This is a genomic window from Pseudomonas sp. S5F11 (genome assembly GCF_019641515.1).
Taxonomy (GTDB): Bacteria; Pseudomonadota; Gammaproteobacteria; order Pseudomonadales; family Pseudomonadaceae; genus Aquipseudomonas; species Aquipseudomonas rhodesiae.
Genome location: NZ_JAIFJZ010000001.1, coordinates 1,295,674 through 1,318,241, shown reverse-complemented (window position 1 = coordinate 1,318,241; position 22,568 = coordinate 1,295,674). Strand labels below are relative to the sequence as shown.

Genomic DNA, 22,568 nt, shown 5'->3' with positions numbered 1-22,568 from the left:
TGACGGGAATGTTTGAAGAATTTTTGAAAATGGCGATGAGCGGTAGTTGCTCAAAATAACTTGTACAAAATGGTCTTTTTAATGCCGCTTCGTATAAGTTTTTAATGTGTCGGTGTGGTCTTTGATATTGAACTGATAGCTGTTATGCCGCTTCGCTTAGTTGCCGCTTCGCTTGCATTTAGAGTGAACCTCTACACTCGGTGCAGGGCCTAAATGTGCATCACTGAATAGGAGGTGCCGTATGCAAACCACTTACTTCTGGGCAGGCGTGGCCGTCATTCTGGTATTGCTCGACCTGTGGATCATCAACAGCGTCTGGCGCAGCAGCAAAACCTCGCGCACTAAGCTGGGATGGACCGCATTGGTGATCCTGCTGCCGTTTGTCGGTGCGGTTATCTGGAGCATTGCCGGTCCGCGGGGTGTGACCAAGGGGCCGTCGTCACCCGAACACAGCAAAGGTTGATAACGACATGGAGAGCGGAGAGCCTCAGGGCGAACTGTGCAGTCGCCGTGACCCGGTGCGCGAAGACATGGCTCTTCAGCGCAAGGTCTGGCGCTTCGAGCGTTGGGGCTGGTACGGGTTGCTGCTGTTGGTGGCGTTGACCTTGGGCGGCTTGTTTTCAAAAGGGCCGCTCAGTGAGGCCCAGGTGCACAGTGCCGATAGTCAGGTGCGCGTGGAGTATCAACGCTTCCTGCGTAACGGTGCATCCGACACGCTGGTGATCCACTTACGCGGTCAACCCAACACCGCGCTTGAGGCGCGCATCGAAGGCGAGTTGCTCCAAGGGTTCAACGTCGAGATGCTGCAACCACAACCGCTCAAGGCCAGCGCGGCGGGTCAGGGGGTCAAGCTGTGGGTACTCAGCGACGCAGATGGCCAGGCAGTTTTGCGTCTGAATCTGCGCAGTGACGGCGTAGGCCGTTTCGACACTCAAGTGGCGCTGGGCGCAGGGGCGGCGCTGCAATTTTCTCAGTTCATTTATCCCTAGGGGGTACACATGGATTCAGTGTTGCGCGCCGCCGCCATTTACCTGGTGCTGATGGTGCTGTTCAAAATTGCCGGTCGGCGCTCCCTGGCCGAACTCACCACCTTCGATCTGGTGCTGCTGATGGTCATCGGCGAGGCCACCCAGCAAGCCTTGTTGGGCGATGATTTTTCCCTGACCAATGCGGTGTTGGTGATTGCGACACTGATCGCCATCGACATCGGGTTGTCCCTGATCAAACAACGGTTCACCTGGTTGGCCCGGGTACTCGATGGCGGGCCAACGGTGCTGGTGGAGCATGGCCGTTTGCTGCCCGAACGCCTCAAGCGTGCCCGGCTGGATGCCGAGGATGTATTGGAGGCCGCTCGCTCTGCCCAGGGCATCGTCGAACTGCGGCAGATCCGCTTCGCCATTCTTGAACGCAACGGCAAGATCTCCGTGATTCCTTATGAGTGACGCCGTCTAGCTCTATCAGCGCACGCAGTGTGCGGGCCGAAGACTTTTGCAAGGAGGAAAGACCATGTCCATCGCCGCAGCCACCATTGACTGCCTGAAACAACACCGCTTGCTGCTCACCACCGCCGAGTCGTGCACGGCCGGCAAGATCATTACGTTGCTGTCCCAAGTCGAGGGCAGTGGTGCATGTATCGAGTGCGGGTACGTGGTGTATTCCGAGGAGGCCAAGCAACGCTTATTGGGCGTCAGTGCCTACACCATCAAGACGTTCAACCTCACCAGCTGCGAAGTGGCCCGCGAAATGGCCCAGGGCGCCTTACGCGACAGCCCTGCCCAGGTGGCTGTTGCCACTACCGGCCTGCTGGGGCCTGACAGCATCGACGGCATTCCACCGGGCACCGTGTGCTTTGCCTGGGCTTATCACCTCAACGGCGCGGTCAAGGTATTCAGCCGCAAGGAACGCTTCATCGGTTCGCGCGAACAGGTGCAGGTGCTTGCCGCTGAATACGCGTTGAAAGGCGTGGTGCGTTTTCTGGATGAGGCAGTAGGCCCTTAGGCGCGGCAGTGCTGCGGCCTTGGCGGGCAAGCTTTGCATCTGCAGAGCTTGCCCGCTGGTTGGTGTGACGCCGCAGATCAGCGCATCTGCAAGATGATCGGCGTGCTGCTCGCCGGATCGGTGTGCTCGCGCAGTTTGCCCACGTCCTTGGCCTCGACCGCGCTGCCGTGGTTGCCCCAGGTGCTACGCACGTAGGTCAGCACTTCGGCGATGTCCTGGTCGGACAGTTGCTCGCGGAAGGCCGGCATGCGATAGGCGTCCGGAACGCCGGCGGCTACTACGCGCTGGGCGCCGTTGAGGGTGATGTTGATGGCCGAGGCGGTTTCTGTGGCCAGGGCCGAAGTGGCGCCCGCCAGTGGCGGCATCCAGTCGGGCTGGCCTTTGCCGTCCAGGCCATGGCAGGAGGCGCAGCGGGTGGCGTAGGTGTGAGCTCCGGGAACATCCGGGCGGGCGTTGGCGGCCACGGTCTGGTAGGCCCACGGTGCGCCGTCGCGCTGTGGGTCGCCAGGCAGTGACTTGAGGTAGCGGGCAATGGCCGCCAGGTCGTCGTCGCTCATGAACTGAGTCGAGTTGTTGAACGCTTCAGTCATCGAACCGTACACCACCGCGTGCTGGTTGCGACCCGTCTTGAGGAACTGCACGATCTGCGCCTCGCTCCAGCGGCCCAGACCGGTGTTAGGGTCCTGGCGCAGGCTGGGGGCGTACCAGCCGTCGAGCAGGGCGCCGGCGAGGAACGGCTTACCGGCTTCGTCCAGCGCTTTCTCATTGAAGGCCAGGCCGCGCGGGGTGTGGCAACTGCCGCAATGGCCGGGGCCCTGGACGATGTAGGCGCCACGGTTCCACAACGCATCCTGGGCCGGTTTGGCCGCGTAGGGGGTGTTTGGCGCGAACAGCCCGTTCCACAGTGCAATGGGCCAGCGCATGTTCAGCGGCCAGGGGATGTCGCTGGGGAGGTTGGCCTGGTTGGCCGGTTGTACGCCCTTCATAAAGAAGGCGTACAGCGACCGCACGTCATCGTCACTGAGCTTGGCATAGGAGGGGTAGGGCATGGCCGGGTACAGCCGCCGCCCGCCCGGCGCTACGCCGTGACGCACCGCGCGGTCGAAGTCGGCGAGGCTGTAACGGCCGATGCCGTGGGTAGGGTCCGGGGTCACGTTGGTGGCGTGGATATTACCCAGCGGCGTGGCCATTTCCAGGCCGCCGGCGAACGGCGCCTTGCCGGGCAGGCTGTGGCAGGCCACGCAGTCGCTCAGGCGCGCGACGTACTCGCCACGGCTGATCAGGGCAGGGTCAAATTCGGCGGCTGGCGCCTGCTCGAACGCGGTAACAGGCTGGCGGGTGACATACCACGCCAGCGCGCCGGCGGCGACCAGGCAGGGCACGGCCAACCAGCCGAGGGTTCTTGCGAATCGGTTATTCATGGGCGGTCTCGGTCGGTCAGCTGAAAGTGTGTCGGCTCAATGGCAGGCTGCGCACGCGCTGGCCAGTCAGTTGCGCCACGGCATTGACCACCGCTGGCGCCACCGCCGGTAGCGGTGGTTCGCCGATGCCGCCCATTTTTTCGCCGCTTTCCACGATCTTCACATGCACCTGGGCCATCCGCGAAGGTGGCAGGATCGGGTAAAGGTCGTAATTGCGCGCCCGTGGCTTGCCGTCCACGTACACCGCTTCTTCCAGTAAGGTTTGCGACAGGCCCAGGGCCACGGCACCGTTGACCTGCGCCTCGACGATGGCCGGGTTGACGATGCTGCCCGGATCGATGGCTTCCCAGATGTGATGTACCTTGACCTGGCCTTTGTCGATCGACACCTCGGCGATCACCGCCGCATGGGAGCCGAACGGCGAAGCCATGGCCACGCCCCGCGCGCGGCGGGTGCCGTCTTCGGCGGTGTAGGGGCCGCGCTTCCAGCCGCCGGACAACTCGGCCACTGCCTTGAGCAGCGTGGTCAGGCGCGGATTGTCACGCAGCAGGTGCAGACGCAGGTCGTACGGGTCGCGGCCGCCTTTGTCGGCCAGCTCGTCGAGGAACGCTTCGTAGAAGAAGTCGTTGAGGGAATTGCCCACCGAACGCCAGTAGCCGAGCATGGCCGGGCCTTTGACGTAGATCTGCGCGATGCGCTTGTTGGGGATCGCGTAACTCTTGCCCGACAACCCTTCGAGCGCCGTGGGGTCGAGTTTGTCGCCCTGTTTGCCGGCAATGGCTTCAGTAGGGCCTTCGGTGGCACTCACTGCTTCGATGGCCACGGGCAGGCCGTCGGCGTCCAGCGCGGCGCGGAACTTGACCACCGCCACCGGGCGCAAGACATCGCGCAGGAATTCTTCCTCACGGCTCCAGATCAACTTAACCGGGCGACCTACCGCCTTGGCCAGCGCGATGGCCTGGGGGTAGGGGCTGGCCGAGTCATACAGGAAGTGCCGACCGAAGAAACCGCCCAACAGCGGCGAATGCAGATGAATGCGCTCCGGCGCCAGGCCGGTGCGTTTGGCAATGTCAGCGCGGAACATGTCTGGCGCCTGGTTGGGCAGCCAGATATCCAGCGAACCGTCCGGGTTGAAGCGCGCCAGTGCCGACGGCGGCTCCAGTTGTGCGTGGTTGACATATTGGTTGTGGTAGGTCGCTTCGACCTTGGTTTTGGCGCTGGACAGCGCGCCGGCCACATCGCCTTCGTTTTCATCGTCACGGGCCGGGCCTTGCTGGGCCGCGAGGAAATCACGGTAAGCGTCGCTGGAAAAATCCGCCGGCATCGCTCGCACCGTTGAGTCGGCAGTCGGTTCCTGCCAGTCCACTTGGATCGCTTCCACCGCGCGCTTGGCATGCCACCAACGCTCGGCCACCACCGCCACCGCGCCGGGTAATTGATGCACGGAATGCACGCCCTTCATGGCCTCCACCTGAGCCTGGTTGCGCAGGCCGCCGACCGTCATGCCCAGGCGCGGCGCGTGCTGCACGGCGGCATGGAGCATACCGTCGACTTTCAGGTCGATGCTGTACTGGGCCTTGCCGGTGGACTTGTCATAGGCGTCCACGCGTTTGACCGGTTTGCCGATCCAGCGGAATTGGCTGGGGTCGCGCAGGGTGACGCTGGCCGGGTCGGGCACCGGCATGTCCAGGGCGCGGCCGGCCAACTCGCCGTAGCCCAGCGAGCGGCCGGACGCGGCATGCACCACGCGGCCTGGCTGGGTGGTCAACTGTGCCACCGGCACGCCGAGCTGTTCGGCGCCGGCCTGCAGCAACATGGCGCGGGCGAGGGCGCCGAGGCGGCGCATAGTCGGGTAGCTCATGCGCACCGACATGCTGCCGCCGGTGATGCGCATGCCGTTTTCCATCACCACATAGGCGTCGCCGGGTGGCGCGGCTTCGACGATGAAAGTGGCGGGGTCGGCGTCCAGCTCTTCGCCGACGATTTGCGCCATGGCGGTATGGGTGCCTTGGCCGCCTTCCATGAACGGGCTGAGCAGGCGCACGCTGCCGTCGGGGCGAATCTCCAGAAACGCCGGCACCTGGGTGCCGCGCTCGGCGCTTGCGCCGGCAGCGGCCTGGGCTCTGGACGCGCCCAGCGGCAGGCCGAAACCAATGACCAGCGCGCCGACGGCGGTACTGGCCAGAAAACGCCGGCGGGACAGGTTGATCGGTTCGCCGAGGGGCAGGCCGGGAATCAGTTCAGGCGTGTTCATCAGGCGTGCTCCTTCCCGGTGCCAGGTCCTGCACGGCGGCGTGAATGGCGTTATAGGTGCCGCAGCGGCACAGGTTGACCATCGCCGCATCGATCTGCTCCACCGTGGGCGCCGGGGTGTGCTTGAGCAGCGCCGTGGCGGCCATCACCTGCCCGGACTGGCAGTAACCGCACTGCGCCACTTGATGCTCGACCCAGGCGCTGACCACGCGTTTGCCGACCTCATCGGCTTCGATCGCTTCGATGGTGGTGACCTCACGGCCCACCACCCCGGCCACCGGCGTCACGCACGCACGCACCACGTTGCCGTCCACCAGCACCGAGCAGGCGCCACATTGAGCCAGACCGCAGCCGTACTTGGTGCCGGTCAGCCCCAAGTCATCGCGGATCACCCACAGCAACGGCGTGTCGGCGTCGGCATCGACCTGGTAGGTCTTCTGGTTGATTCGTAGCTCCATGGCTGGCTCACCTGCTGATCTTCGGTTAGGGGTACGGTTTTTCTTATAGGGAGGGCGATAGATCGCCCATCGTCGAACTCTAGTCGACTGCGCAAGGGCTATCTATCCGAGCACCTGAAAGTTCGGAGGATCAGGCAAGTATTCGAGAGGATTGGATGACTGTCGGCAGTCAATGTATTCGTGCAGGTAGCCTCGCGTTCAGGCCCAACCCTCGCGCACGGCGTTGCGGATGCCCTCCAGCAGCATTGCGAATGCTGGGTTGTCGTTGTCTTCGCGCCAGATCAGGTGCAGCTCGCTCTGCGCCCCTTCGCCAAGATCAATGTCGCGGAACACCACGTTTTTGAACACCACGCTGCTGGCGCAACGCGGTACCAGGGCCAGGCCCATGCCGGCATTGACCAGGGCCAGGATGGTCAGTGAGGAGCCCAGCCATTGCACGTAGTCCGGCGCGACGCGCGCCGAGCGCAGCAGGCCGGTAAGCAGTTCGTTGAACGGCGGGTAGGCGGCGTGGGCGTACATCAGGAAGGGTTGCGCATCCAGGTCGTGGACGCTGACCGACTCGGCGTGGGCCAGGCGATGCGCGCTCGGCACCGCCAGCACAAAGGGCTCGCGCACCAGGCATTCGGTGGCGTAGCCCGGTTCCAGCAACGGCGCGCGCACGATGCCCAGGTCGATGCGCCGTGCGCGCAGGGCTTCGTATTGTTGATAGGTATTCATCTCCGACAGGTCGATTTTGACCTGGGGCTGCTTGAGCCGCGCTTCGGCAATCACCTTGGGCAGAAACTCATACACCGCGCTGCCGACGAAGCTGATATTGACCGTGCCAATGTCGCCTTCGGCGAAGCGTCGCGCGGTGATTGCCGCTTGTTGGGCGCGTTCGAGCAGGTTCTGCGCTTCGATGAAAAACGCCCGGCCGGCGGCGGTCAGGGTGACGCTGCGGGTAGTCCGCGCAAACAACGCCACGCCCAAATGATGCTCAAGCAATTGGATCTGCCGGCTCAGCGGTGGTTGGGTCATGTTCAGGCGTTCGGCGGCGCGGCGGAAATTCAGCTCGGTGGCCACCGTGGTAAAGCAGCGCAGTTGCGTCAACTCGAACATTGATCTAATCCCGGTATCAATCCCATGCCAAGTTAGATTAGACGGGAACAATGACCGGCGTCCATGATCAATGCGTCCCTACAAAAACAATCATCGGGAGTCGCCCTTGGATACCTTCCACAATCCGCCGGACCCCGCCGTGCTTGCCCGCGCGGCCGCCAAGGTCAAGCGCCATGTGCTGCCGCTGTTCGTGGTGATGTTTATCGTCAACTACATCGACCGGGTCAACATCGGCTTTGTGCGCAGCCACATGGAGACCGACCTGGGAATTGGCGCAGCGGCCTACGGTCTGGGGGCCGGGTTGTTCTTCATTGGGTATGCGATTTTCGAAGTGCCGTCCAATCTGTTGTTGCAACGCTACGGCGCGCGGGCCTGGCTGACGCGCATCATGTTCACCTGGGGCGCGGCCGCGATGGCCATGGCCTTTGTGCAGGGCGAGACGAGTTTCTACGTGCTGCGCTTTATTCTCGGCGCCGCCGAAGCGGGTTTTTTCCCCGGCATCATTTATTACTTCACCCAGTGGCTGCCGGCCGCCGAGCGTGGCAAGGCCATGGCGGTATTTTTGAGCGGCTCGGCCATCGCCTCGGTGATTTCCGGGCCGGTGTCGGGTGCGCTGTTGAACGTGAGGGGCCTGAGCCTGCACGGCTGGCAGTGGATGTTCCTGATCGAGGGGTTTGCCTCCATCGTGCTCTGCGGGTTTGTGTGGTGTTGGCTGCAGTCCCATCCCCGCGAGGCGACCTGGCTCAGCGCGCAAGAAAAATACGCATTGGTCAGCGCCATCGACCATGAGCAGCAGGCCCGTGAAGCCGCCCAGGTCAGCCGCCCGTCGATGTTCAAGCTGTTGGCCGACAGACAGATCGCGCTGTTTTGTTTCATCTACTTCTCGATTGCCCTGACCATCTACGGCGCCACGTTTTGGCTACCGAGCATGATCAAGAAAATGGGCAACCTGGGGGACTTCCAGGTGGGCCTGTTCAATTCGATTCCGTGGTTGATTTCCATCGTCGCCATGTACGGTTTCGCCTCCCTGGCCAGCAAGTGGAAGCACCAGCAGGCTTGGGTCGCACTGATGCTGGTGATCGCGGCGCTGGGCATGTTTATGTCGACCGTTGGCGGGCCGGTGTTCGCCTTTGTTGCGATCTGTTTTGCCGCGATTGGATTCAAAGCCGCCTCGGCGCTGTTTTGGCCCATCCCCCAGGGTTATCTGGATGCGCGGATCGCGGCAGCAGTGATCGCCTTGATCAATTCGGTGGGCAACCTCGGAGGTTTTGTTGCGCCCACCACCTTCGGCCTGCTTGAGCAGACCACTGGTTCCATCGAGGGCGGGCTGTATGGCCTGGCAGCGACCTCGCTGGTGGCGGCGGTGCTGGTGTTTTTTGCCCGAACCGCGCCGCACGGCGGTGTGCCGCCCACGTCCGCCCATCATCACGCCTTGCGTCCAGGCCCACAGGGAGCCGCCTCTTGAAAATCGTCCGCGTCACCGTCACCCCGATTGCTTTTCGCGATCCGCCGTTGCTTAACGCCAGCGGTATCCATGAACCCTTTGCCCTGCGCTCGATCATCGAAGTGGAGAGTGACACCGGCTATATCGGCCTTGGCGAAAGCTACGGCGATGCCCCGGCGCTGGCGATCCAGCAACGGGTGCAACCGCAGTTGATCGGGCTCGATCCGTTCAACCTCAACGGCCTGCGCGCTATCGTCCAGGCCACCGTGGCCGCCCATGCACCCACAAGCCTGCCCGGAGCCGAACTGGCACCGGGTTCCCACGCCAGCAAAGCCGTGAGCAATGCTTATTCGGCGTTCGAAGTGGCCTTACTCGACTTGCAAGCCCATGCCTTGAATGTGCCACTGGTGGACCTGCTGGGTGGGGCGATCCGCGAACGCATCCCTTTCAGTGCCTATCTGTTCTTCAAATACGCCGAGCATGTCGATTCGCCCTACGCACCCGACCACTGGGGCGAGGCGCTTAATGAGCAGCAGATCGTCGCCCAGGCCCGGCACATGATCGACAGCTACGGTTTCAAAAGCATCAAACTCAAGGCCGGTGCACTGGACCCCGAGCATGAAGTGGCGTGTATCAAGGCGCTGAAAAAAGCCTTCCCAGGCGTGCCGCTGCGCATCGACCCGAATGGCAACTGGTCCCTCGACACGGCAATCCGCATGGCCGAGTTGCTGGGCGACGACCTGCAGTATTACGAAGATCCAACCCCCGGCCTCGATGGCATGGCCGACCTGCACAAACGCACCGGGTTAGCGTTGGCGACCAACATGGTGGTCACCGACTTTGATGAGTTTCGCCGCAGCGTGGCGCAAAACAGTGTGCAGATCGTGCTTGCGGACCACCATTACTGGGGCGGCCTGCGTGACACCCAGGTGCTCGCCAGGATGTGCCAGACCTTCGGCCTGGGCGTGTCGATGCACTCCAACTCGCACCTGGGCATCAGCCTGATGGCGATGGCCCATGTGGCGGCTTCAGTGCCCAATCTTGACTACGCCTGCGACACCCACTACCCCTGGCAAGAGCCGGACGAGGAGGTGATCAAGGGCGGCAAAGTGCCGATTGTCGACGGTTGTGTGCAGCTCACCCGCGCCCCCGGCCTGGGTCTTGAGCTGGACCATGACCAGTTGGGCAAGCTGCATGATCAGTACCTGAGCTGCGGTATCCGCCAGCGCGATGACGTGAAACAGATGCAGCGCTATCAGCCGGATTGGAAAGCCGTCAAACCCCGTTATTGAAGCTGGTCGCTTCGTTTGCCCGACCGCGCAGTCATGTGCCGTCGGGTTTTTTTTGCTCCGCGGCTTTGGGCTGACGCGGGTCGGCACGTTCCTGCTCCATGGCGCGGCGAATGCGCATCAGGTCCTGATATGCCTCGGTGCGCTTGGCGTCGGCCACTTGCTTGGCCTCAGTAAAGCGCAACCACGCGGCGGCATCCGCCAGGCTGGTGCCGATAATGTCGTAGGCCGCCTGCTCCAGGCGGTCGGCTTCGAAAAACAGTTCGGTGTTTCTTGCCAGCTGTGCATCCCAATCGGATGGTGCCGACGCTTCACGCTTGTTCGCTGCCATGACGCTTGCCTCCAGGTCGTCCTTGAGTATTGAGGCAGCGGCGGGCCTGATCGTTCAAATTAGTACAGGGGAGGGGAGCGACGAGGTGGATTTGACGGGTTGTACATAAAAGTCCAGTATGGATTTATAAGTACAAAAGCAATGCTGTATTTTTTCTTCACTCTTGCCAAAACCCACAACAACTTGCGAGATACCTCCATGAAGAAACGCGCCCTGATCCCCGCCCTGGCCCTCAGCCTGTTTGCGTCCAGCCATGTGCTGGCCGCCGAGAAGACCCTGCGTATTGGCATCGAAGCGGCATATCCGCCGTTTGCCTCCAAGACCGAGGAGGGCAAGATCGTCGGCTTCGACTACGACATCGGCAATGCCCTGTGTGCGCAGATGAAGGTCAAGTGTGTGTGGGTCGAAGGCGAGTTCGATGGCCTGATTCCTTCCCTCAAAGTGAAGAAAATCGACATGGCCTTGTCGTCCATGACCATTAACGAAGACCGTAAGAAGTCGGTGGATTTCACCCACAAGTACTACTTCACTTCATCGCGCCTGGTGATGAAGGACGGCGCGGTGGTGGATGACCAGTACGCCAGCCTCAAGGGCAAGACCGTCGGCGTGCAGCGCGCCACCACCACCGACCGTTACGCCACCGAGGTGTTCGAGCCCAAGGGCATCAACGTCAAGCGTTACAGCAATAACGAAGAAATCTACATGGACCTGGCGGCGGGGCGCCTGGATGCGATCTTTGCCGACACCATCCCATTGAACGACTTCCTGCAGATGCCGCGGGGCAAGGGCTACGCCTTTGTCGGCCCGGAACTCAAAGACCCGAAATACGTGGGTGAAGGCGCGGGAATCGCGGTGCGTAAGGGCAATGCCGCGTTGGTCGGCGAACTCAACAGTGCCATCGACGGGATTCGCGCCAGTGGCGAGTATCAGAAAATCTCGCAGCAGTACTTCAAGTCGGATATCTACGGCGACTGAAAGACCGCCATCGGGGGCAAGCTGAACTGGTCAAGTATTCTTGGACACCATTTAAGGTTCATGCCGCCAGTCTCTCCCTGACGACCGGCGACCGGTAATCGTTGTAACTGTGGGGCCTGGTGATGTTGTAGCGCGAGACATAACGCTGCACGTCTGCTCGGGCCTCATGTTCTGATGCGTAACCCGTCTCGGGCACCCACTCTGATTTCAAACTTCCAAAGAAACGCTCCATCGGAGCGTTATCCCAGCATTCACCTTTACGGCTCATGCTTTGCCGCAGGCCATGCGCCAGCAGCTCATTCCTGAACTTATGACTGGTGTACTGACAGCCTTGGTCTGAATGAAACAGCACCTCTTTAGGACGACCTCTGAGCTCAACCGCCATCCGCAAAGCCTCGCAGGTCAGCGTGGCATCGGAAATCATCGAAAACGACCAGCCCACGATCCGACGGGCGAACAAATCCAGAATCGCAGCGAAATACAGCCACCGCTTGCCGACCTTGATGTACGTCACGTCGCCACACCACACCTGATTGACCGCCGTGACATCAAACTCACGCTTGAGCACGTGCGGTGCCACCAAAGCTTCTACGCCGGACGATTTGTACTTATGGCGTCGGCGCTGGCGGCTGGCGATCCCCGCTTCGCGCATCAAACTGCGAGCCAAGTACCGGCCGATGCGATGCCCTTTCTCTTGCAGCTCCTTCGCCAAAGTCCTCGCTCCCGCAGAAGCTCGCGATGCCTTGTGATGCTTGACCAGCGCGGCTTTAAGCTGCTCTCGCTGAGGGTTAGCCTTACCTTGGCGCTGACGCCAAGCGTAAAAGCTGCTGCGGTTGACGCCGAACGCCCGGCAACACCGATTAACGCCGTACTGCTCGTCCAACTCATCGATCAGCGTGAATGATCTTTGGCGTCCAAAAGCAGGAGAGCACTGGCCTTTTTTAGGATTTCGATGTCCAGGTCTTTCTCCCTGAGCAGGGCTTTGAGCCTCTGAATTTCTCGCTGGTCGGCGGTAATCGCCTTGGCGCCTACCGGCGTCGAGCCCAAACGCTCTTTGCGTACCTGATCGACCCAACGACGCAAGGCGGTAGGGCCTATATCCAAACTGGCACACACCTCGGTAACCGGCTGGCCTTCGTCCAGCACCATGCTGGCAGCCTTGAGCTTGAACTCACTCGAATAAGATTTACGCATATCCAAACACCTCAGATTTGGGCGCCATCATAGCGCCCGATTGAAGTGTCCAAAATCATTAGGCCAGTTCAAGCCCCCTCCCACAGGGTATGGCTGATGCCCGGTGCTCTAAGTGTGGGAGAGGGCCTCCTTCCAAAGGCAATTCCCCTTCCACAGGGTATGGCTGAAGCCCGGTGTTCCAAGTGTGGGAGAGGGCAGGCCTCCTCCCACAGGCAATTCCCCTTCCACAGGGTATGGCTGGTGCCTGGTGCTCCAAGTGTGGGAGGGGGCTTGCCCCCGATAAATGTCAGTCACCACTGCAATCAGGCCCGTTACCTCATTCGATCAGCCCTTGAGCTCCTTCAAGTGCTTGTAGACCGTGGCCCGCCCCATGCCCAGCACATTGGCCACGTAGTTCGAGGCGCTCTTGCCCTTGAACGCGCCTTCGGCGTGCAGCGCCAGTACCAGTTCGCGTTTGTGGTCGCGGGTCAGCAGGTTCAGGCTCAGTTGACGTTCGCGCAGCCAAGCGTGGAGGAAGGTGTTGATGCGCTCCTGCCAGTCATCGCGAAACAGGGCGTCCGGCTGCGGGATCAGTCTGCTCGGCGACAGGAACAGGTCCAGCGCAGCCTTGGCGTTTTCGAACAGGGAGATATTCAAGTTGATGCACAGCACCGCCAACGGACGATCCTGGGCGTCGCGCAGGACAGTGCTCAGGCTGCGAATTTTCTGACCGTCCCAGTTGAGCTTCTCGTACGGGCCGATATTCACTTCGCTGATTTCCTCGCTGAGCATGTCCTCCAGCGCCGAGTCATCGCCGATGGCGCGTTTAGACAGGTTGTTGGCGATGTAATCGACTGTTTGAGTGCGCAGGTCATGCAGCACTACTTCGGCATGGGGGAAAAACAGCGTGGCGATCGCATCGGCAATCGCACGGAAATTCTGCAGGGCTTTGTCGTGTTCGGCGGTGTTCATCAATGGGGCTCCAGGCGGGCGGGGGAGAGCATATCAGCGTCCAGACCGAAGCGGGTCAGTGCCTGGGGCAGCGGTACTCCGCGCACCAGTGCCGCGCTGGCCTGGCCCATAGCCGGTGAAGTCTGAATCCCATAACCGCCTTGCGCCGCGACCCAGTACAGCCCCGGCACCTGGGGATCGAAGCCGCTGAGCAGATCGCCATCGTGCACAAAACTGCGCAGCCCGGCCCAGGTGCGAGTGGGGCGGCGGATGCTCAGGGTGGTGGCTTCTTCGATCTGGTAGATGCCCATGGCGATATCCAACTCTTCGGGCTGCACATCCTGTGCCTGCACCGGGTCGGCATTGGCCGGCGAGCCGAGGAACATGCCGGCGTCGGGTTTCATGTAGAAGGCTTCGTCCAACGCTACCAGCATCGGCCAGGCATGGCTGTCCACACCGTCGGGGCCGGCGAAGATAAACGCCGAGCGGCGCTTGGGTTGCAGGCCGATGGACGCGGCGCCGGCCAGTCCGCCGATATGGTCGGCCCAGGCGCCGGCGGCGTTGATGATGATTGGCGCGGTGAAGGTGGCGTCCTGGGTGCTGACCTGCCAGAGCCCGGTACTGTCGCGCCTCAAGCCCAGCACCTCGCTGCCGGTGCGCACGTCGCCGCCATTGCGCCGGATACCGCGCAGATAGCCTTGGTGCAGGGCGTCGGTGTCGATGTCGCTGGCGGTGGGGTCGTAGATCGCGCCGTGGACTTTTTCCCGCCGCAGGATCGGTAACATCTCACAGGCTTCATCGACGCTCAGTTGCACGACCTGTTCCACAGTGGCCTTGGCGCTCAGATATTGCGCGTTCAATTCGGCCGGGTCGCCGCTGAAGTCCACGGTCATTTCGCCCCGTGGCGTGAGCAGCGGGTGTTCACAGAAACCGGCAGGCGGATGGTCGAAAAAGTCGCGGCTGGCCAGGGTCAGCGCGCGCACTTGCGGGGTGCCATAGGCGGCGGTATAGAGCGCCGCCGAACGCCCGGTGGAGTGATAGGCCGGGTGGCTTTCACGTTCCAGCACGATCACCTTGCCGTGGGGCGATAACCAGAACCCCGTGGAGGCGCCGGCAATGCCACCGCCGATGATGAGGTAGTCCGCGTGGTTCATAGCTGTCTCCAGAGGGCATTGGCCAGGGCGATGTCTTCCAGGCCCAGGCCGATGGAACGGAAGAAGACGTGGCGATCATAGGTAGGGCGCGGCACCAGGTCACTGAGCAGCTCGGGTAGGTCGCCGAGCACCATGCGGGGGTGCCAGCCGTGCTGTTCGGCGGCGATCAGCATTTCGCCGGCTGCGGTGGGGGTGGTCTGGCGATAGTCGCAGAACACCTGCATGCCCGTGAGGCTGTGGGGCGGCACTTCATGGGCGCGCGGGGCATTGGTGCTGATGGAGGTGATCAGCGCCGGTTTGCTCAGGCGTGTCGGGTCGAGCACGGGGCCCGCCGAGGAGGTACACAGCAGGATCACATCGGCGTCGTCCACGGCGGCCTCGCAGCTGGCGGCGATGCTCAGGCGCGGGTCCAGGCAGTGGAGGGCGTCGTGATTGGCCGTGACCGCGCTGGGCGAAAACAGACGGATGCTCTGCCAGTCCCGCAGGTTCTTCACATACTGCACGTGGGCCTGGGCGACTTTGCCGCTGCCGATAACCGCCAGGCGGTGGGCCTGCGGTGCGGCCAGTGCGTCCACCGCCAACGCCGTGGCGGCGGCGGTGCGCGCGGTGGTCAGTTCGGCGGCGTCGCACAACAACAACGGCTGGCCGGTGTGCATCGACATCAGCAGCGTCCACGCCGTTACCAGCGGCCCTTGTTCGCGCACGATGTAGGGCGAAGTCTTGACCCCATACACCCCCTCATTGGCCAACACACCGAGGTAGTTGATGAAATCACCGGCGCCGTGGGGGAACTGCACAAGCTGCTGCGCTGGCTGCACCGCGTGCCCGGCCGCCAGATCGCGAAACAGCGCGCGCAGGATCTGCGGTACGTCGAGGCGGGCCAGGTGTTCGCGGGCCTGGGTCTGGTCCATCACAAAAGGAGGAGTGAGCATGGGTGTCTCCGGCGTAAACTAATTTGTCCATTATGGACTTTTAGTTCTTTCTGGCAACGGATAAGTTTTACCCTTTGAATGCAAACCCACCGGATAGCCTGTCTTTCAGATACCCCACCAACGCACTTACCGACTTGGGCACATGGGGTGAGTACGGGCGGATCAAATAGATCTCATCGGCAAACGCGCCCTTGAGCGTCCAGCCCTTGAGCACCTGTACCAGTTTGCCGCTGGCCAGCGCGGCGTGGGCGCTGAAGTCCGGGAGCAGGGCGATGCCCAGGTGGTGCAGGGCCGCATCGCGCAAGGCTTCGCTGTTGTTGGTGGCGAAGCTGCCAGCGATGGGCACGGTGATGCGTTCGACGGTTTTGTGGTTGCGTTCGAAGGTCCAGGCCGGTTGGTCGGCGCCGCGCGGGTAGAACAGGCAGTTGTGCGCCGACAGCTCGCCGGGCTCGCGCGGTTCGCCGTGGCGTTGAAGGTAATCCTGAGTGGCCACCAGCACCGAGCCGGTGTCGCACAGCTTCCAGGCCACATGGGTTTCCGGCACCTGAAAACCATGACGTACCGCCAGGTCATAGCCTTCGGCGGCGAGTGAACTGAGGGCATCGGACACGTCCAGTTGGATACGCACCTGCGGGTACTGTTGCAGGAACCCTGACAGGTGCGGCACCAATTGCTGGCGGGCAAATGCCACTGGCGCGGTGAGGCGCACCAGGCCGCGGATCTCTCCTGCGGCGTCGCGCACCGACGAAAAGCTGCGGGCAATCTGTTCGTAGGCACTGCGCACGTCACGGGTCAATGAATGCCCTGCATCGGTCAGCCGCACACTGCGGGTGGTGCGCGTCACCAGGCGGGTACCGGTGGCTTTTTCCAGGTCGGAAATACGTTGGCTTACGGCCGACTTACTTACCCCCAGACGCGCGGCGGCGGCGGTGTAGGTGCCGTGTTCTTCCAGCACGGAAAGCCAGTGTATGTGGGTCCACAATCCTTCGATCTCGGATTTTTCCATGGCTGTATTGTTCGCCTATAAGGACAATAAGTTCTGGATTCTGCTCTGGTTGGGAACAAAGCGAAAGCCTAAGGTGTGTACCAACGCTAACCACCTGGATCGACTGCCATGACCCACACCATTGAGCACTACATCAACGACCAGCGCGTTTCCCGCGATGATCGCTACCAGGATGTCTACAACCCGGCCACCGGCGAGAAAACCGCCCGCGTTGCGCTGGCCAGCCACCAGACTGTGTCCGAAGCCGTCGCTGCCGCCCAGGCCGCTTTCGCCAGCTGGGCCGACACCCCGCCGATCCGCCGCGCCCGCGTACTGTTCCAGTACCTGCACCTGCTGCGTGAACGCAAAGACGACCTGGCGCGGATCATCGTCGCCGAACATGGCAAGGTGTTCACCGACGCCCAGGGCGAAGTCGACCGTGGCATCGATATCCTCGAATTCGCCTGCGGCATTCCCAACCTGCTCAAGGGCGAGCATTCCGACCAGGTTTCCCGGGGCATGGACAACTGGACTATGCGCCAACCCCTGGGCGTGGTGGCGGGCGTTACGCCGTTCAACTTCCCGGTGATGGTGCCTATGTGGATGTACCCCATCGCCATTGCAGCGGGTAACACCTTCATCCTCAAACCCAGCCCCACCGACCCGAGTGCGTCGTTGTTCATGGCCGAGCTTCTGCGTGAAGCCGGCCTGCCCAAGGGCGTGTTCAACGTGGTGCAAGGCGACAAGGAAGCGGTGGATGCACTGATCGAACACCCGGACGTCAAGGCCGTGAGCTTCGTCGGCTCTACACCGATTGCGCAGTACATCTACGAAACCGGCGCGCGTCACGGTAAGCGCGTGCAGGGCCTGGGCGGCGCGAAAAACCACATGGTGGTAATGCCCGACGCCGACATCGAAAAAACCGTCGACGCCTTGATGGGCGCCGCTTACGGCAGTGCCGGCGAACGCTGCATGGCGATTTCCGTGGCGGTGCTAGTGGGCGATGTGGGTGACAAAGTTATCGCCGCCCTGACCGAACGCGCCAAGCACCTGCGCATTACCGACGGCCGCGACCTTAAAGCCGAAATGGGCCCCATCGTCTCCCGCGCCGCCCTGGAACGCATCAGCGGCTACATCGAACAAGGCGTGCAAGCCGGCGCACAACTGCTGCTGGACGGCCGCGACTACGTGCCCCACGAACCGGGCCTGGAAAACGGCTTCTGGCTCGGCGCGACACTGTTCGATCACGTGACCAAAGAGATGAGCATCTACCGCGAAGAAATCTTCGGCCCGGTACTGGCCTGCGTGCGCGTGAATGACTTCGCCGAAGCGGTAAAACTGGTCAACGACCACGAGTTCGGCAACGGCGTCAGCTGCTTCACCCGCGACGGCCACATCGCCCGCGAATTTGCACGACGCATCGAAGTGGGCATGGTCGGCATCAACGTCCCGATCCCGGTGCCGATGGCCTGGCACGGCTTTGGTGGCTGGAAGAAGAGCCTGTTCGGCGACATGCATGCTTACGGCACTGAAGGCGTGCGCTTCTACACCAAGCAGAAGTCGATTATGCAGCGCTGGTCGGAGAGCATCGAACAGGGTGCTGAGTTTGCGATGCCGGTTTCCAAATAACATAGTTGGGAGGGTAAATGTGGGAGGGGGCTTGCCCCCCGATTGCTGCGGATCAGCTAACAATAATTTGGCTGACCCACTGCTATCGGGGGCAAGCCCCCTCCCACAGGCGTTATGTGGTGCTGGTGAGAATGGCTTTAACGCCGACCCGCCCGCGTACTCACATCCACCCACACGGCCAACACCAAAATGCTGCCCTTCACAATCATCTGCCAGTAACTGTCCACATCCAGCATCGACATGCCGTTATCCAGGCTAGTGGGAAAAAGAGCCTGTTCGGCGACATGCATGCTTACGGCACTGAAGGCGTGCGCTTCTACACCAAGCAGAAGTCGATCATGCAGCGGTGGTCGGAGAGCATCGAACAGGGTGCTGAGTTTGCGATGCCGGTTTCCAAATAACATAGTTGGGAGGGTAAATGTGGGAGGGGGCTTGCCCCCGATTGCTGCGGATCAGCCAACAATAATTTGGCTGACCCACTGCTATCGGGGGCAAGCCCCCTCCCACAGGCGTTATGGGTTGCCGGTGAGAATGGCTTTAACGCCGACCCGCCCGCGTACTCACATCCACCCACACCGCCAACACCAAAATGCTGCCCTTCACAATCATCTGCCAGTAACTGTCCACGTCCAGCATCGACATGCCGTTGTCCAGGCTGGTAATCACCAGCGCCCCCAGCAATGCGCCATATACCGTGCCGGAGCCGCCGCGCATTGATGTGCCGCCGATAAAGCAGGCGGCGATGGCGTCCAATTCGCCCATATTGCCCGCCGACGGTGAGCCCGCCGCCAAACGTGCGGTGTTGACCAGGCCGGCGAAGGCGCACATGACGCCCATGATGCCGAAGATCCACAATTTGACCGCCTGCACGTTGATGCCCGACAGCCGCGTGGCTTCCATGTTGCTGCCCACCGCATACACGCGGCGGCCGAATACGGTCTGGCTGGTGACGTAGCTGAACACGCCGAGCAGCACCAGTAACAGCAACACCGGCACGGGAATGCCGTCGTAGCTGTTGAGGGTGGTAACGAACCCGGCCAGCACTGCGCCGATCACCACCACCCGCAGCACGTCGCGCATCAATGAGTGCGCGGCCAGCCCATGCAGTGCGCGGTTGCGTCGTTGTTTCCAGGTCAAGAAGAGTGTGAGGGCAAACAGCAAAAGCCCCAGCCCAACCCCCACGGTATGCGGCAGATAGCCCTGGCCCACATACACCAGCGATGGCGACACTGGCGCGATGGTGGTGCCGCCGGTGATCCCCAGCAGAACCCCGCGAAACGCCAGCATGCCGCCTAAGCCGACGATAAACGACGGGATGCGCAGGTAGGCCGTCATATAGCCGTTGGCCAGGCCGATCATCAGGCCGCACAGCGCCACCAGGCTCACATTGGCCAGCAGCGGAATGTGGTAGACCACGTCCAGGGTCGCCGCCAGCCCACCCAGCAAGCCCAACAATGAACCCACCGACAAGTCGATCTCGCCGCTGATAATCACCAGCACCATGCCGCAGGCCAGGATGCCGGTGATGGACATCTGCCGCAGCAGGTTGGACAGGTTACGCGGCGTGAGGAAGCCGCCCTCGGTCTGCCAGCTGAAAAACAGCCAGATCACCGCCACGGCAATCACCAGGGCGAGCATTTTGTAGCGGGTGAACAGCTGTTTGACCTGATTCATCTACGCGGTTTTCCGATTGTTATTGTTTTGGCTGAGCGCTGCGGCGAGGACCTGTTCCTGGGTGAGCCCCTGGTTGATGAAGTCGCCGCGCAACTGACCGTCGCCGATTACCAGCACGCGGTCGGACACCCCCAGCACTTCGGCCAGTTCCGAGGACACCATGATGATCGCCACGCCTTCGGCGGCCAGCGCCCCCATCAGCTTGTAGATTTCATACTTGGCGCCCACGTCCACCCCGCGCGTGGGCTCGTCGAGGATCAGCACTTTGGGCTGGGTCATCAGCATTTTCGCCAGCACGGCTTTTTGCTGATTGCCGCCGGACAGGCTGGTGATCGGCAAAAACGGGCTGGCGGTCTTGAGGTGCATGCGCGTGATTTGCCGGTCGATACTGCCCAGCTCAGCCTCGGCGTCGATGCGGGTCAGGTGCGCGTAGGTGTCGAGCACCGCCAAGGTGATGTTCTGGCCCACGCCGAGGTCGGGGATGATGCCTTGGCGCTTGCGATCTTCGGGCACCATGCACAACCCGGCGCGGATCGATTTGAGCGGCGTGCGCGTATCGATCAGCTCGCCGTCCAGCCATACTTCGGCGCTGTAGCGGCCGGGGTAGGCACCGAACAGGGCTGACACCAGTTCGGTACGCCCGGCGCCCACCAGCCCGGCAATACCGAGGATTTCCCCACGCTTGAGCACGAAGGAAATGTCGTCGACGCGTTTGCGCTTGGGGTTGTCGACGTCGTAGCAGGTCACGTGGCGCGCCTCGAACATCACCTCGCCGACGTCATGGGGCTCGGTGGGGTAGAGGTTGCTCATCTCGCGGCCGACCATCTGGGTGATGATGCGCGGGATGTCCATATCGGCCATGGCCGTGGTCGCGATGTGCTTGCCGTCGCGGATCACCGTGATGGTGTCGCACACCGCCGCCACTTCATCGAGTTTGTGGGAGATGTAGACGCAGGCCACCCCCTTGGCCTTGAGGTCGCGGATGATGTCCAGCAGCACCTCGATTTCCGAGCGGGTCAGGGCCGAAGAGGGTTCGTCGAGAATCAACAGGCGCGCCTGTTTGTTCAGGGCCTTGGCGATTTCCACCAGTTGCTGGTAACCGCCGCCGTACTGCGACACCGGTAGCGCCACGTTGATGTCCGGCACCTTGAGTTCACGCATCAAGGCTTCGGCGCGGTGCAGCATCGCCGGGTAGTTCATGCGTCCACCCGGCAAGGTCAGCTCGTGCCCCATAAAGATGTTTTCGGCCACTGACAGATCGGGCACCAGGGTCAACTCCTGGTGGATGATCACAATGCCGGCGGCCTCGGTTTCGCTGATGGACTGCGCCTTGAGCGGCTGCCCATCCCAGAGGATTTCCCCCTCCCAGGTGCCGTGGGGATAGACCGCCGACAGCACCTTCATCAAGGTAGATTTACCGGCACCGTTCTCGCCGCACAGGCCGACACATTCCCCCGGCCGCACCTTGATGTCGATACCGTTCAGCGCGTGGACACCGCCAAAGGTTTTGACGATGCCGTTCATTTGCAGCAGGTAGTCGGCAGCCATGGCGGTCATTGCCCGCCGATCTGCTCTTTGGTGTAGAAACCGTCCTTCTCCAGCAGGTCGATATTGGCCTTGGTCAGTGGAGTGGGCGTGAGCAGGATGGTGTCGACCTTCTTGCTGCCGTTGTCGTATTGCGAGCTGTAGGTGGGCTTCTCGTTACGCGCCAGTTGCACCGAGAGCTTGGCCGCTTCGGTGGCGATCAGCTTGAGGGGCTTGTACACGGTCATGGTCTGGGTGCCGTCGATCACGCGTTTGACGGCGGCGAGGTCGGCGTCCTGGCCGGAGATCGGCACCTTGCCTGCCAGCTTCTGCGCGGCCAGGGCCTGGATCGCACCGCCGGCGGTAGCGTCGTTGGAGGCGACAATCGCGTCGATTTTGTTGTTGTTCCGGGTCAGGGCGTTTTCGACGATGCTCAGGGCTTCGGTGGGGTTCCATTCCTTGACCCATTGCTGGCCGACTACCTTGATATCGCCCTTGTCGATGGCCGGTTGCAGCACCTTCATCTGGCCTTCGCGCAGCACCTTGGCGTTGTTATCGGTGGGCGCGCCGCCGAGCAGGAAGTAATTACCCTTGGGCGCCGCCTGCAGCACGCCGCTGGCCTGCATCTCGCCGACTTTTTCGTTATCGAAGGAGATGTAGGCGTCGATGTCGGCGTTGAGGATCAGGCGGTCATAGGACACCACCTTGATCCCGGCCTTCTTGGCTTCGGCGACCGCGTTGGTCAGCACCGTGGCGTTGAACGGCACGATCACGATCACATCGACGCCACGGGAAATCAGGTTCTCGATCTGGGAAATCTGCTTTTGCTCGTTGGCATCGGCGGACTGCACAAAGACTTTGGCATCGAGTTTTTCCGCTGCTGCCACGAAATAATCGCGGTCGCGGGACCAGCGCTCCAGGCGCAGGTCATCGATGGAAAAGCCAATTTTCGGATGGGCCGGGTCGGCCATCACCGGCAGGGCGAGCAGGGCCAGGGCGGTGGCGAGCAGGGTACGTTTGAATGACTTCATGGTGGTGCGTCCTTTTATTGTTGTTGGAAAGACACTGGGTGAAGACTTTAGGCGAACACTATAGGTGTGGCTAACCGGCGTGTTGTGGTAAGCCGGGATTCTGTGGTGAACAGGACACTTTTGTGGTGAACAGGACTTTTGTGGTGAATGCGCTTGTGAGGGGCTTACTGTGGTGAGCGGGCTTGCCCCGCGTTGGGCTGCGAAGCAGCCCCAAACCCACCTCGGTGTATCAGCTAAAAACACATCGC

The 22,568-nt window shown here is 61.9% G+C and carries 22 protein-coding genes and 1 pseudogene; 8 read left to right on the top strand and 15 right to left on the bottom strand.

Annotation, left to right across the window (positions count from 1 at the left end; genetic code table 11):
• The first annotated feature begins 241 nt into the window (after positions 1-241).
• From K1567_RS05620 to K1567_RS05605, 4 genes are all read left to right on the top strand, one after another.
• Entirely contained in the window at positions 242-463 is a 222-nt protein-coding gene (locus K1567_RS05620; protein WP_040267916.1) for a PLD nuclease N-terminal domain-containing protein, read from the top strand.
• A gap of 7 nt (positions 464-470) precedes the next feature.
• Positions 471-989 (top strand): hypothetical protein, encoded by a 519-nt coding sequence (locus tag K1567_RS05615; RefSeq protein WP_034097305.1) that lies wholly within the window; start codon positions 471-473, stop codon positions 987-989.
• Positions 990-998: 9 nt separating this feature from the next.
• Entirely contained in the window at positions 999-1,442 is a 444-nt protein-coding gene (locus K1567_RS05610) for a DUF421 domain-containing protein (RefSeq protein ID WP_034097307.1), read from the top strand.
• A gap of 64 nt (positions 1,443-1,506) precedes the next feature.
• Positions 1,507-1,998: a CinA family protein gene (locus tag K1567_RS05605; protein WP_167417420.1), complete on the top strand. Its 492-nt coding sequence runs from the start codon at positions 1,507-1,509 to the stop codon at positions 1,996-1,998.
• Between the two features lie 77 nt (positions 1,999-2,075).
• Here the strand turns inward: K1567_RS05605 and K1567_RS05600 are convergent, their stop codons facing one another.
• The 4 genes from K1567_RS05600 to K1567_RS05585 form a co-directional block, all read right to left on the bottom strand.
• Positions 2,076-3,419 carry a cytochrome c gene (locus K1567_RS05600; protein ID WP_220698240.1) on the bottom strand — a complete coding sequence of 448 codons (1,344 nt, stop codon included), beginning with the start codon at positions 3,417-3,419 and terminating at the stop codon, positions 2,076-2,078.
• A gap of 16 nt (positions 3,420-3,435) precedes the next feature.
• Positions 3,436-5,673 (bottom strand): molybdopterin cofactor-binding domain-containing protein, encoded by a 2,238-nt coding sequence (locus tag K1567_RS05595; RefSeq protein ID WP_099312864.1) that lies wholly within the window; start codon positions 5,671-5,673, stop codon positions 3,436-3,438.
• Complete coding sequence (locus K1567_RS05590; RefSeq protein WP_220698239.1) at positions 5,660-6,130, bottom strand: (2Fe-2S)-binding protein; 471 nt, start codon at positions 6,128-6,130, stop codon at positions 5,660-5,662. Before K1567_RS05590 ends, K1567_RS05595 begins: the two co-directional genes overlap by 14 nt.
• Before the next feature lie 198 nt (positions 6,131-6,328).
• Positions 6,329-7,228 carry a LysR family transcriptional regulator gene (locus K1567_RS05585; RefSeq protein ID WP_040267922.1) on the bottom strand — a complete coding sequence of 300 codons (900 nt, stop codon included), beginning with the start codon at positions 7,226-7,228 and terminating at the stop codon, positions 6,329-6,331.
• A gap of 70 nt (positions 7,229-7,298) precedes the next feature.
• On the opposite strand from K1567_RS05585, the gene K1567_RS05580 reads away from it, so the two are divergent.
• Positions 7,299-8,693: an MFS transporter gene (locus K1567_RS05580; protein ID WP_371918490.1), complete on the top strand. Its 1,395-nt coding sequence runs from the start codon at positions 7,299-7,301 to the stop codon at positions 8,691-8,693.
• On the top strand, positions 8,690-9,964 hold the full coding sequence (locus tag K1567_RS05575) for a glucarate dehydratase family protein (RefSeq protein ID WP_034097319.1): 1,275 nt from the start codon (positions 8,690-8,692) through the stop codon (positions 9,962-9,964). Before K1567_RS05580 ends, K1567_RS05575 begins: the two co-directional genes overlap by 4 nt.
• 31 nt (positions 9,965-9,995) lie before the next feature.
• Here the strand turns inward: K1567_RS05575 and K1567_RS05570 are convergent, their stop codons facing one another.
• On the bottom strand, positions 9,996-10,292 hold the full coding sequence (locus tag K1567_RS05570; protein WP_220698238.1) for a hypothetical protein: 297 nt from the start codon (positions 10,290-10,292) through the stop codon (positions 9,996-9,998).
• A gap of 198 nt (positions 10,293-10,490) precedes the next feature.
• Here K1567_RS05570 and K1567_RS05565 point away from each other — a divergent pair, with 198 nt between their 5' ends.
• Positions 10,491-11,267, top strand: a complete 777-nt coding sequence (locus tag K1567_RS05565) for an ABC transporter substrate-binding protein (protein ID WP_034112998.1) — start codon at positions 10,491-10,493, stop codon at positions 11,265-11,267.
• A gap of 58 nt (positions 11,268-11,325) precedes the next feature.
• On the opposite strand, the gene K1567_RS05560 is transcribed toward K1567_RS05565, so the two are convergent.
• From K1567_RS05560 to K1567_RS05540, 6 genes are all read right to left on the bottom strand, one after another.
• Entirely contained in the window at positions 11,326-12,150 is an 825-nt protein-coding gene (locus K1567_RS05560; RefSeq protein ID WP_405045956.1) for an IS3 family transposase, read from the bottom strand.
• Between the two features lie 8 nt (positions 12,151-12,158).
• The gene (locus K1567_RS27895; protein ID WP_040267329.1) at positions 12,159-12,461 is read right to left on the bottom strand and encodes a transposase; all 303 of its coding nucleotides are present in this window, start codon (positions 12,459-12,461) and stop codon (positions 12,159-12,161) included.
• 324 nt (positions 12,462-12,785) lie between these two features.
• On the bottom strand, positions 12,786-13,412 hold the full coding sequence (locus tag K1567_RS05555) for a transcriptional regulator (protein ID WP_034112961.1): 627 nt from the start codon (positions 13,410-13,412) through the stop codon (positions 12,786-12,788).
• Positions 13,412-14,545 carry an FAD-binding oxidoreductase gene (locus tag K1567_RS05550; protein ID WP_220698237.1) on the bottom strand — a complete coding sequence of 378 codons (1,134 nt, stop codon included), beginning with the start codon at positions 14,543-14,545 and terminating at the stop codon, positions 13,412-13,414. Before K1567_RS05550 ends, K1567_RS05555 begins: the two co-directional genes overlap by 1 nt.
• On the bottom strand, positions 14,542-15,477 hold the full coding sequence (locus tag K1567_RS05545) for an ornithine cyclodeaminase family protein (protein WP_220698236.1): 936 nt from the start codon (positions 15,475-15,477) through the stop codon (positions 14,542-14,544). The genes K1567_RS05550 and K1567_RS05545 overlap by 4 nt, the downstream gene beginning before the upstream one ends.
• Before the next feature lie 67 nt (positions 15,478-15,544).
• A complete protein-coding gene (locus tag K1567_RS05540; protein WP_034097327.1) occupies positions 15,545-16,483 on the bottom strand; it encodes a LysR family transcriptional regulator in 939 nt (312 codons plus the stop codon).
• Between the two features lie 108 nt (positions 16,484-16,591).
• Between K1567_RS05540 and K1567_RS05535 the strand changes: the two genes are divergently transcribed.
• A complete protein-coding gene (locus K1567_RS05535; RefSeq protein ID WP_220698235.1) occupies positions 16,592-18,091 on the top strand; it encodes a CoA-acylating methylmalonate-semialdehyde dehydrogenase in 1,500 nt (499 codons plus the stop codon).
• Between the two features lie 137 nt (positions 18,092-18,228).
• Here K1567_RS05535 and K1567_RS05530 read toward each other — a convergent pair.
• The 4 genes and pseudogenes from K1567_RS05530 to xylF form a co-directional block, all read right to left on the bottom strand.
• Positions 18,229-18,363: pseudogene (locus K1567_RS05530) on the bottom strand (sugar ABC transporter permease); the annotation flags it as partial.
• Positions 18,364-18,628: 265 nt separating this feature from the next.
• Positions 18,629-19,765, bottom strand: a complete 1,137-nt coding sequence (locus K1567_RS05525; protein ID WP_220698234.1) for a sugar ABC transporter permease — start codon at positions 19,763-19,765, stop codon at positions 18,629-18,631.
• On the bottom strand, positions 19,766-21,322 hold the full coding sequence (gene xylG, locus K1567_RS05520; RefSeq protein WP_034112977.1) for a D-xylose ABC transporter ATP-binding protein: 1,557 nt from the start codon (positions 21,320-21,322) through the stop codon (positions 19,766-19,768). It abuts the gene before it with no gap.
• Positions 21,319-22,320 (bottom strand): D-xylose ABC transporter substrate-binding protein, encoded by a 1,002-nt coding sequence (gene xylF, locus K1567_RS05515; RefSeq protein WP_034097344.1) that lies wholly within the window; start codon positions 22,318-22,320, stop codon positions 21,319-21,321. Before xylF ends, xylG begins: the two co-directional genes overlap by 4 nt.
• Positions 22,321-22,568 lie beyond the last annotated feature (248 nt).

Bases quoted from the DNA above. Each gene is read 5' to 3' on its own strand.
- K1567_RS05555 (WP_034112961.1), bottom strand. From the start codon at position 13,412: ATGAACACCGCCGAACACGACAAAGCCCTGCAGAATTTCCGTGCGATT.
- K1567_RS05605 (WP_167417420.1), top strand. From the start codon at position 1,507: ATGTCCATCGCCGCAGCCACCATTGACTGCCTGAAACAACACCGCTTG.
- K1567_RS05525 (WP_220698234.1), bottom strand. From the start codon at position 19,765: ATGAATCAGGTCAAACAGCTGTTCACCCGCTACAAAATGCTCGCCCTG.
- K1567_RS05550 (WP_220698237.1), bottom strand. From the start codon at position 14,545: ATGAACCACGCGGACTACCTCATCATCGGCGGTGGCATTGCCGGCGCC.
- K1567_RS05600 (WP_220698240.1), bottom strand. From the start codon at position 3,419: ATGAATAACCGATTCGCAAGAACCCTCGGCTGGTTGGCCGTGCCCTGC.
- K1567_RS05620 (WP_040267916.1), top strand. From the start codon at position 242: ATGCAAACCACTTACTTCTGGGCAGGCGTGGCCGTCATTCTGGTATTG.
- K1567_RS05610 (WP_034097307.1), top strand. From the start codon at position 999: ATGGATTCAGTGTTGCGCGCCGCCGCCATTTACCTGGTGCTGATGGTG.
- K1567_RS05615 (WP_034097305.1), top strand. From the start codon at position 471: ATGGAGAGCGGAGAGCCTCAGGGCGAACTGTGCAGTCGCCGTGACCCG.
- K1567_RS05585 (WP_040267922.1), bottom strand. From the start codon at position 7,228: ATGTTCGAGTTGACGCAACTGCGCTGCTTTACCACGGTGGCCACCGAG.
- K1567_RS05570 (WP_220698238.1), bottom strand. From the start codon at position 10,292: ATGGCAGCGAACAAGCGTGAAGCGTCGGCACCATCCGATTGGGATGCA.
- xylG (WP_034112977.1), bottom strand. From the start codon at position 21,322: ATGACCGCCATGGCTGCCGACTACCTGCTGCAAATGAACGGCATCGTC.
- K1567_RS05535 (WP_220698235.1), top strand. From the start codon at position 16,592: ATGACCCACACCATTGAGCACTACATCAACGACCAGCGCGTTTCCCGC.
- K1567_RS27895 (WP_040267329.1), bottom strand. From the start codon at position 12,461: ATGCGTAAATCTTATTCGAGTGAGTTCAAGCTCAAGGCTGCCAGCATG.
- K1567_RS05545 (WP_220698236.1), bottom strand. From the start codon at position 15,477: ATGCTCACTCCTCCTTTTGTGATGGACCAGACCCAGGCCCGCGAACAC.
- K1567_RS05580 (WP_371918490.1), top strand. From the start codon at position 7,299: ATGCGTCCCTACAAAAACAATCATCGGGAGTCGCCCTTGGATACCTTC.
- K1567_RS05540 (WP_034097327.1), bottom strand. From the start codon at position 16,483: ATGGAAAAATCCGAGATCGAAGGATTGTGGACCCACATACACTGGCTT.
- xylF (WP_034097344.1), bottom strand. From the start codon at position 22,320: ATGAAGTCATTCAAACGTACCCTGCTCGCCACCGCCCTGGCCCTGCTC.
- K1567_RS05565 (WP_034112998.1), top strand. From the start codon at position 10,491: ATGAAGAAACGCGCCCTGATCCCCGCCCTGGCCCTCAGCCTGTTTGCG.
- K1567_RS05590 (WP_220698239.1), bottom strand. From the start codon at position 6,130: ATGGAGCTACGAATCAACCAGAAGACCTACCAGGTCGATGCCGACGCC.
- K1567_RS05595 (WP_099312864.1), bottom strand. From the start codon at position 5,673: ATGAACACGCCTGAACTGATTCCCGGCCTGCCCCTCGGCGAACCGATC.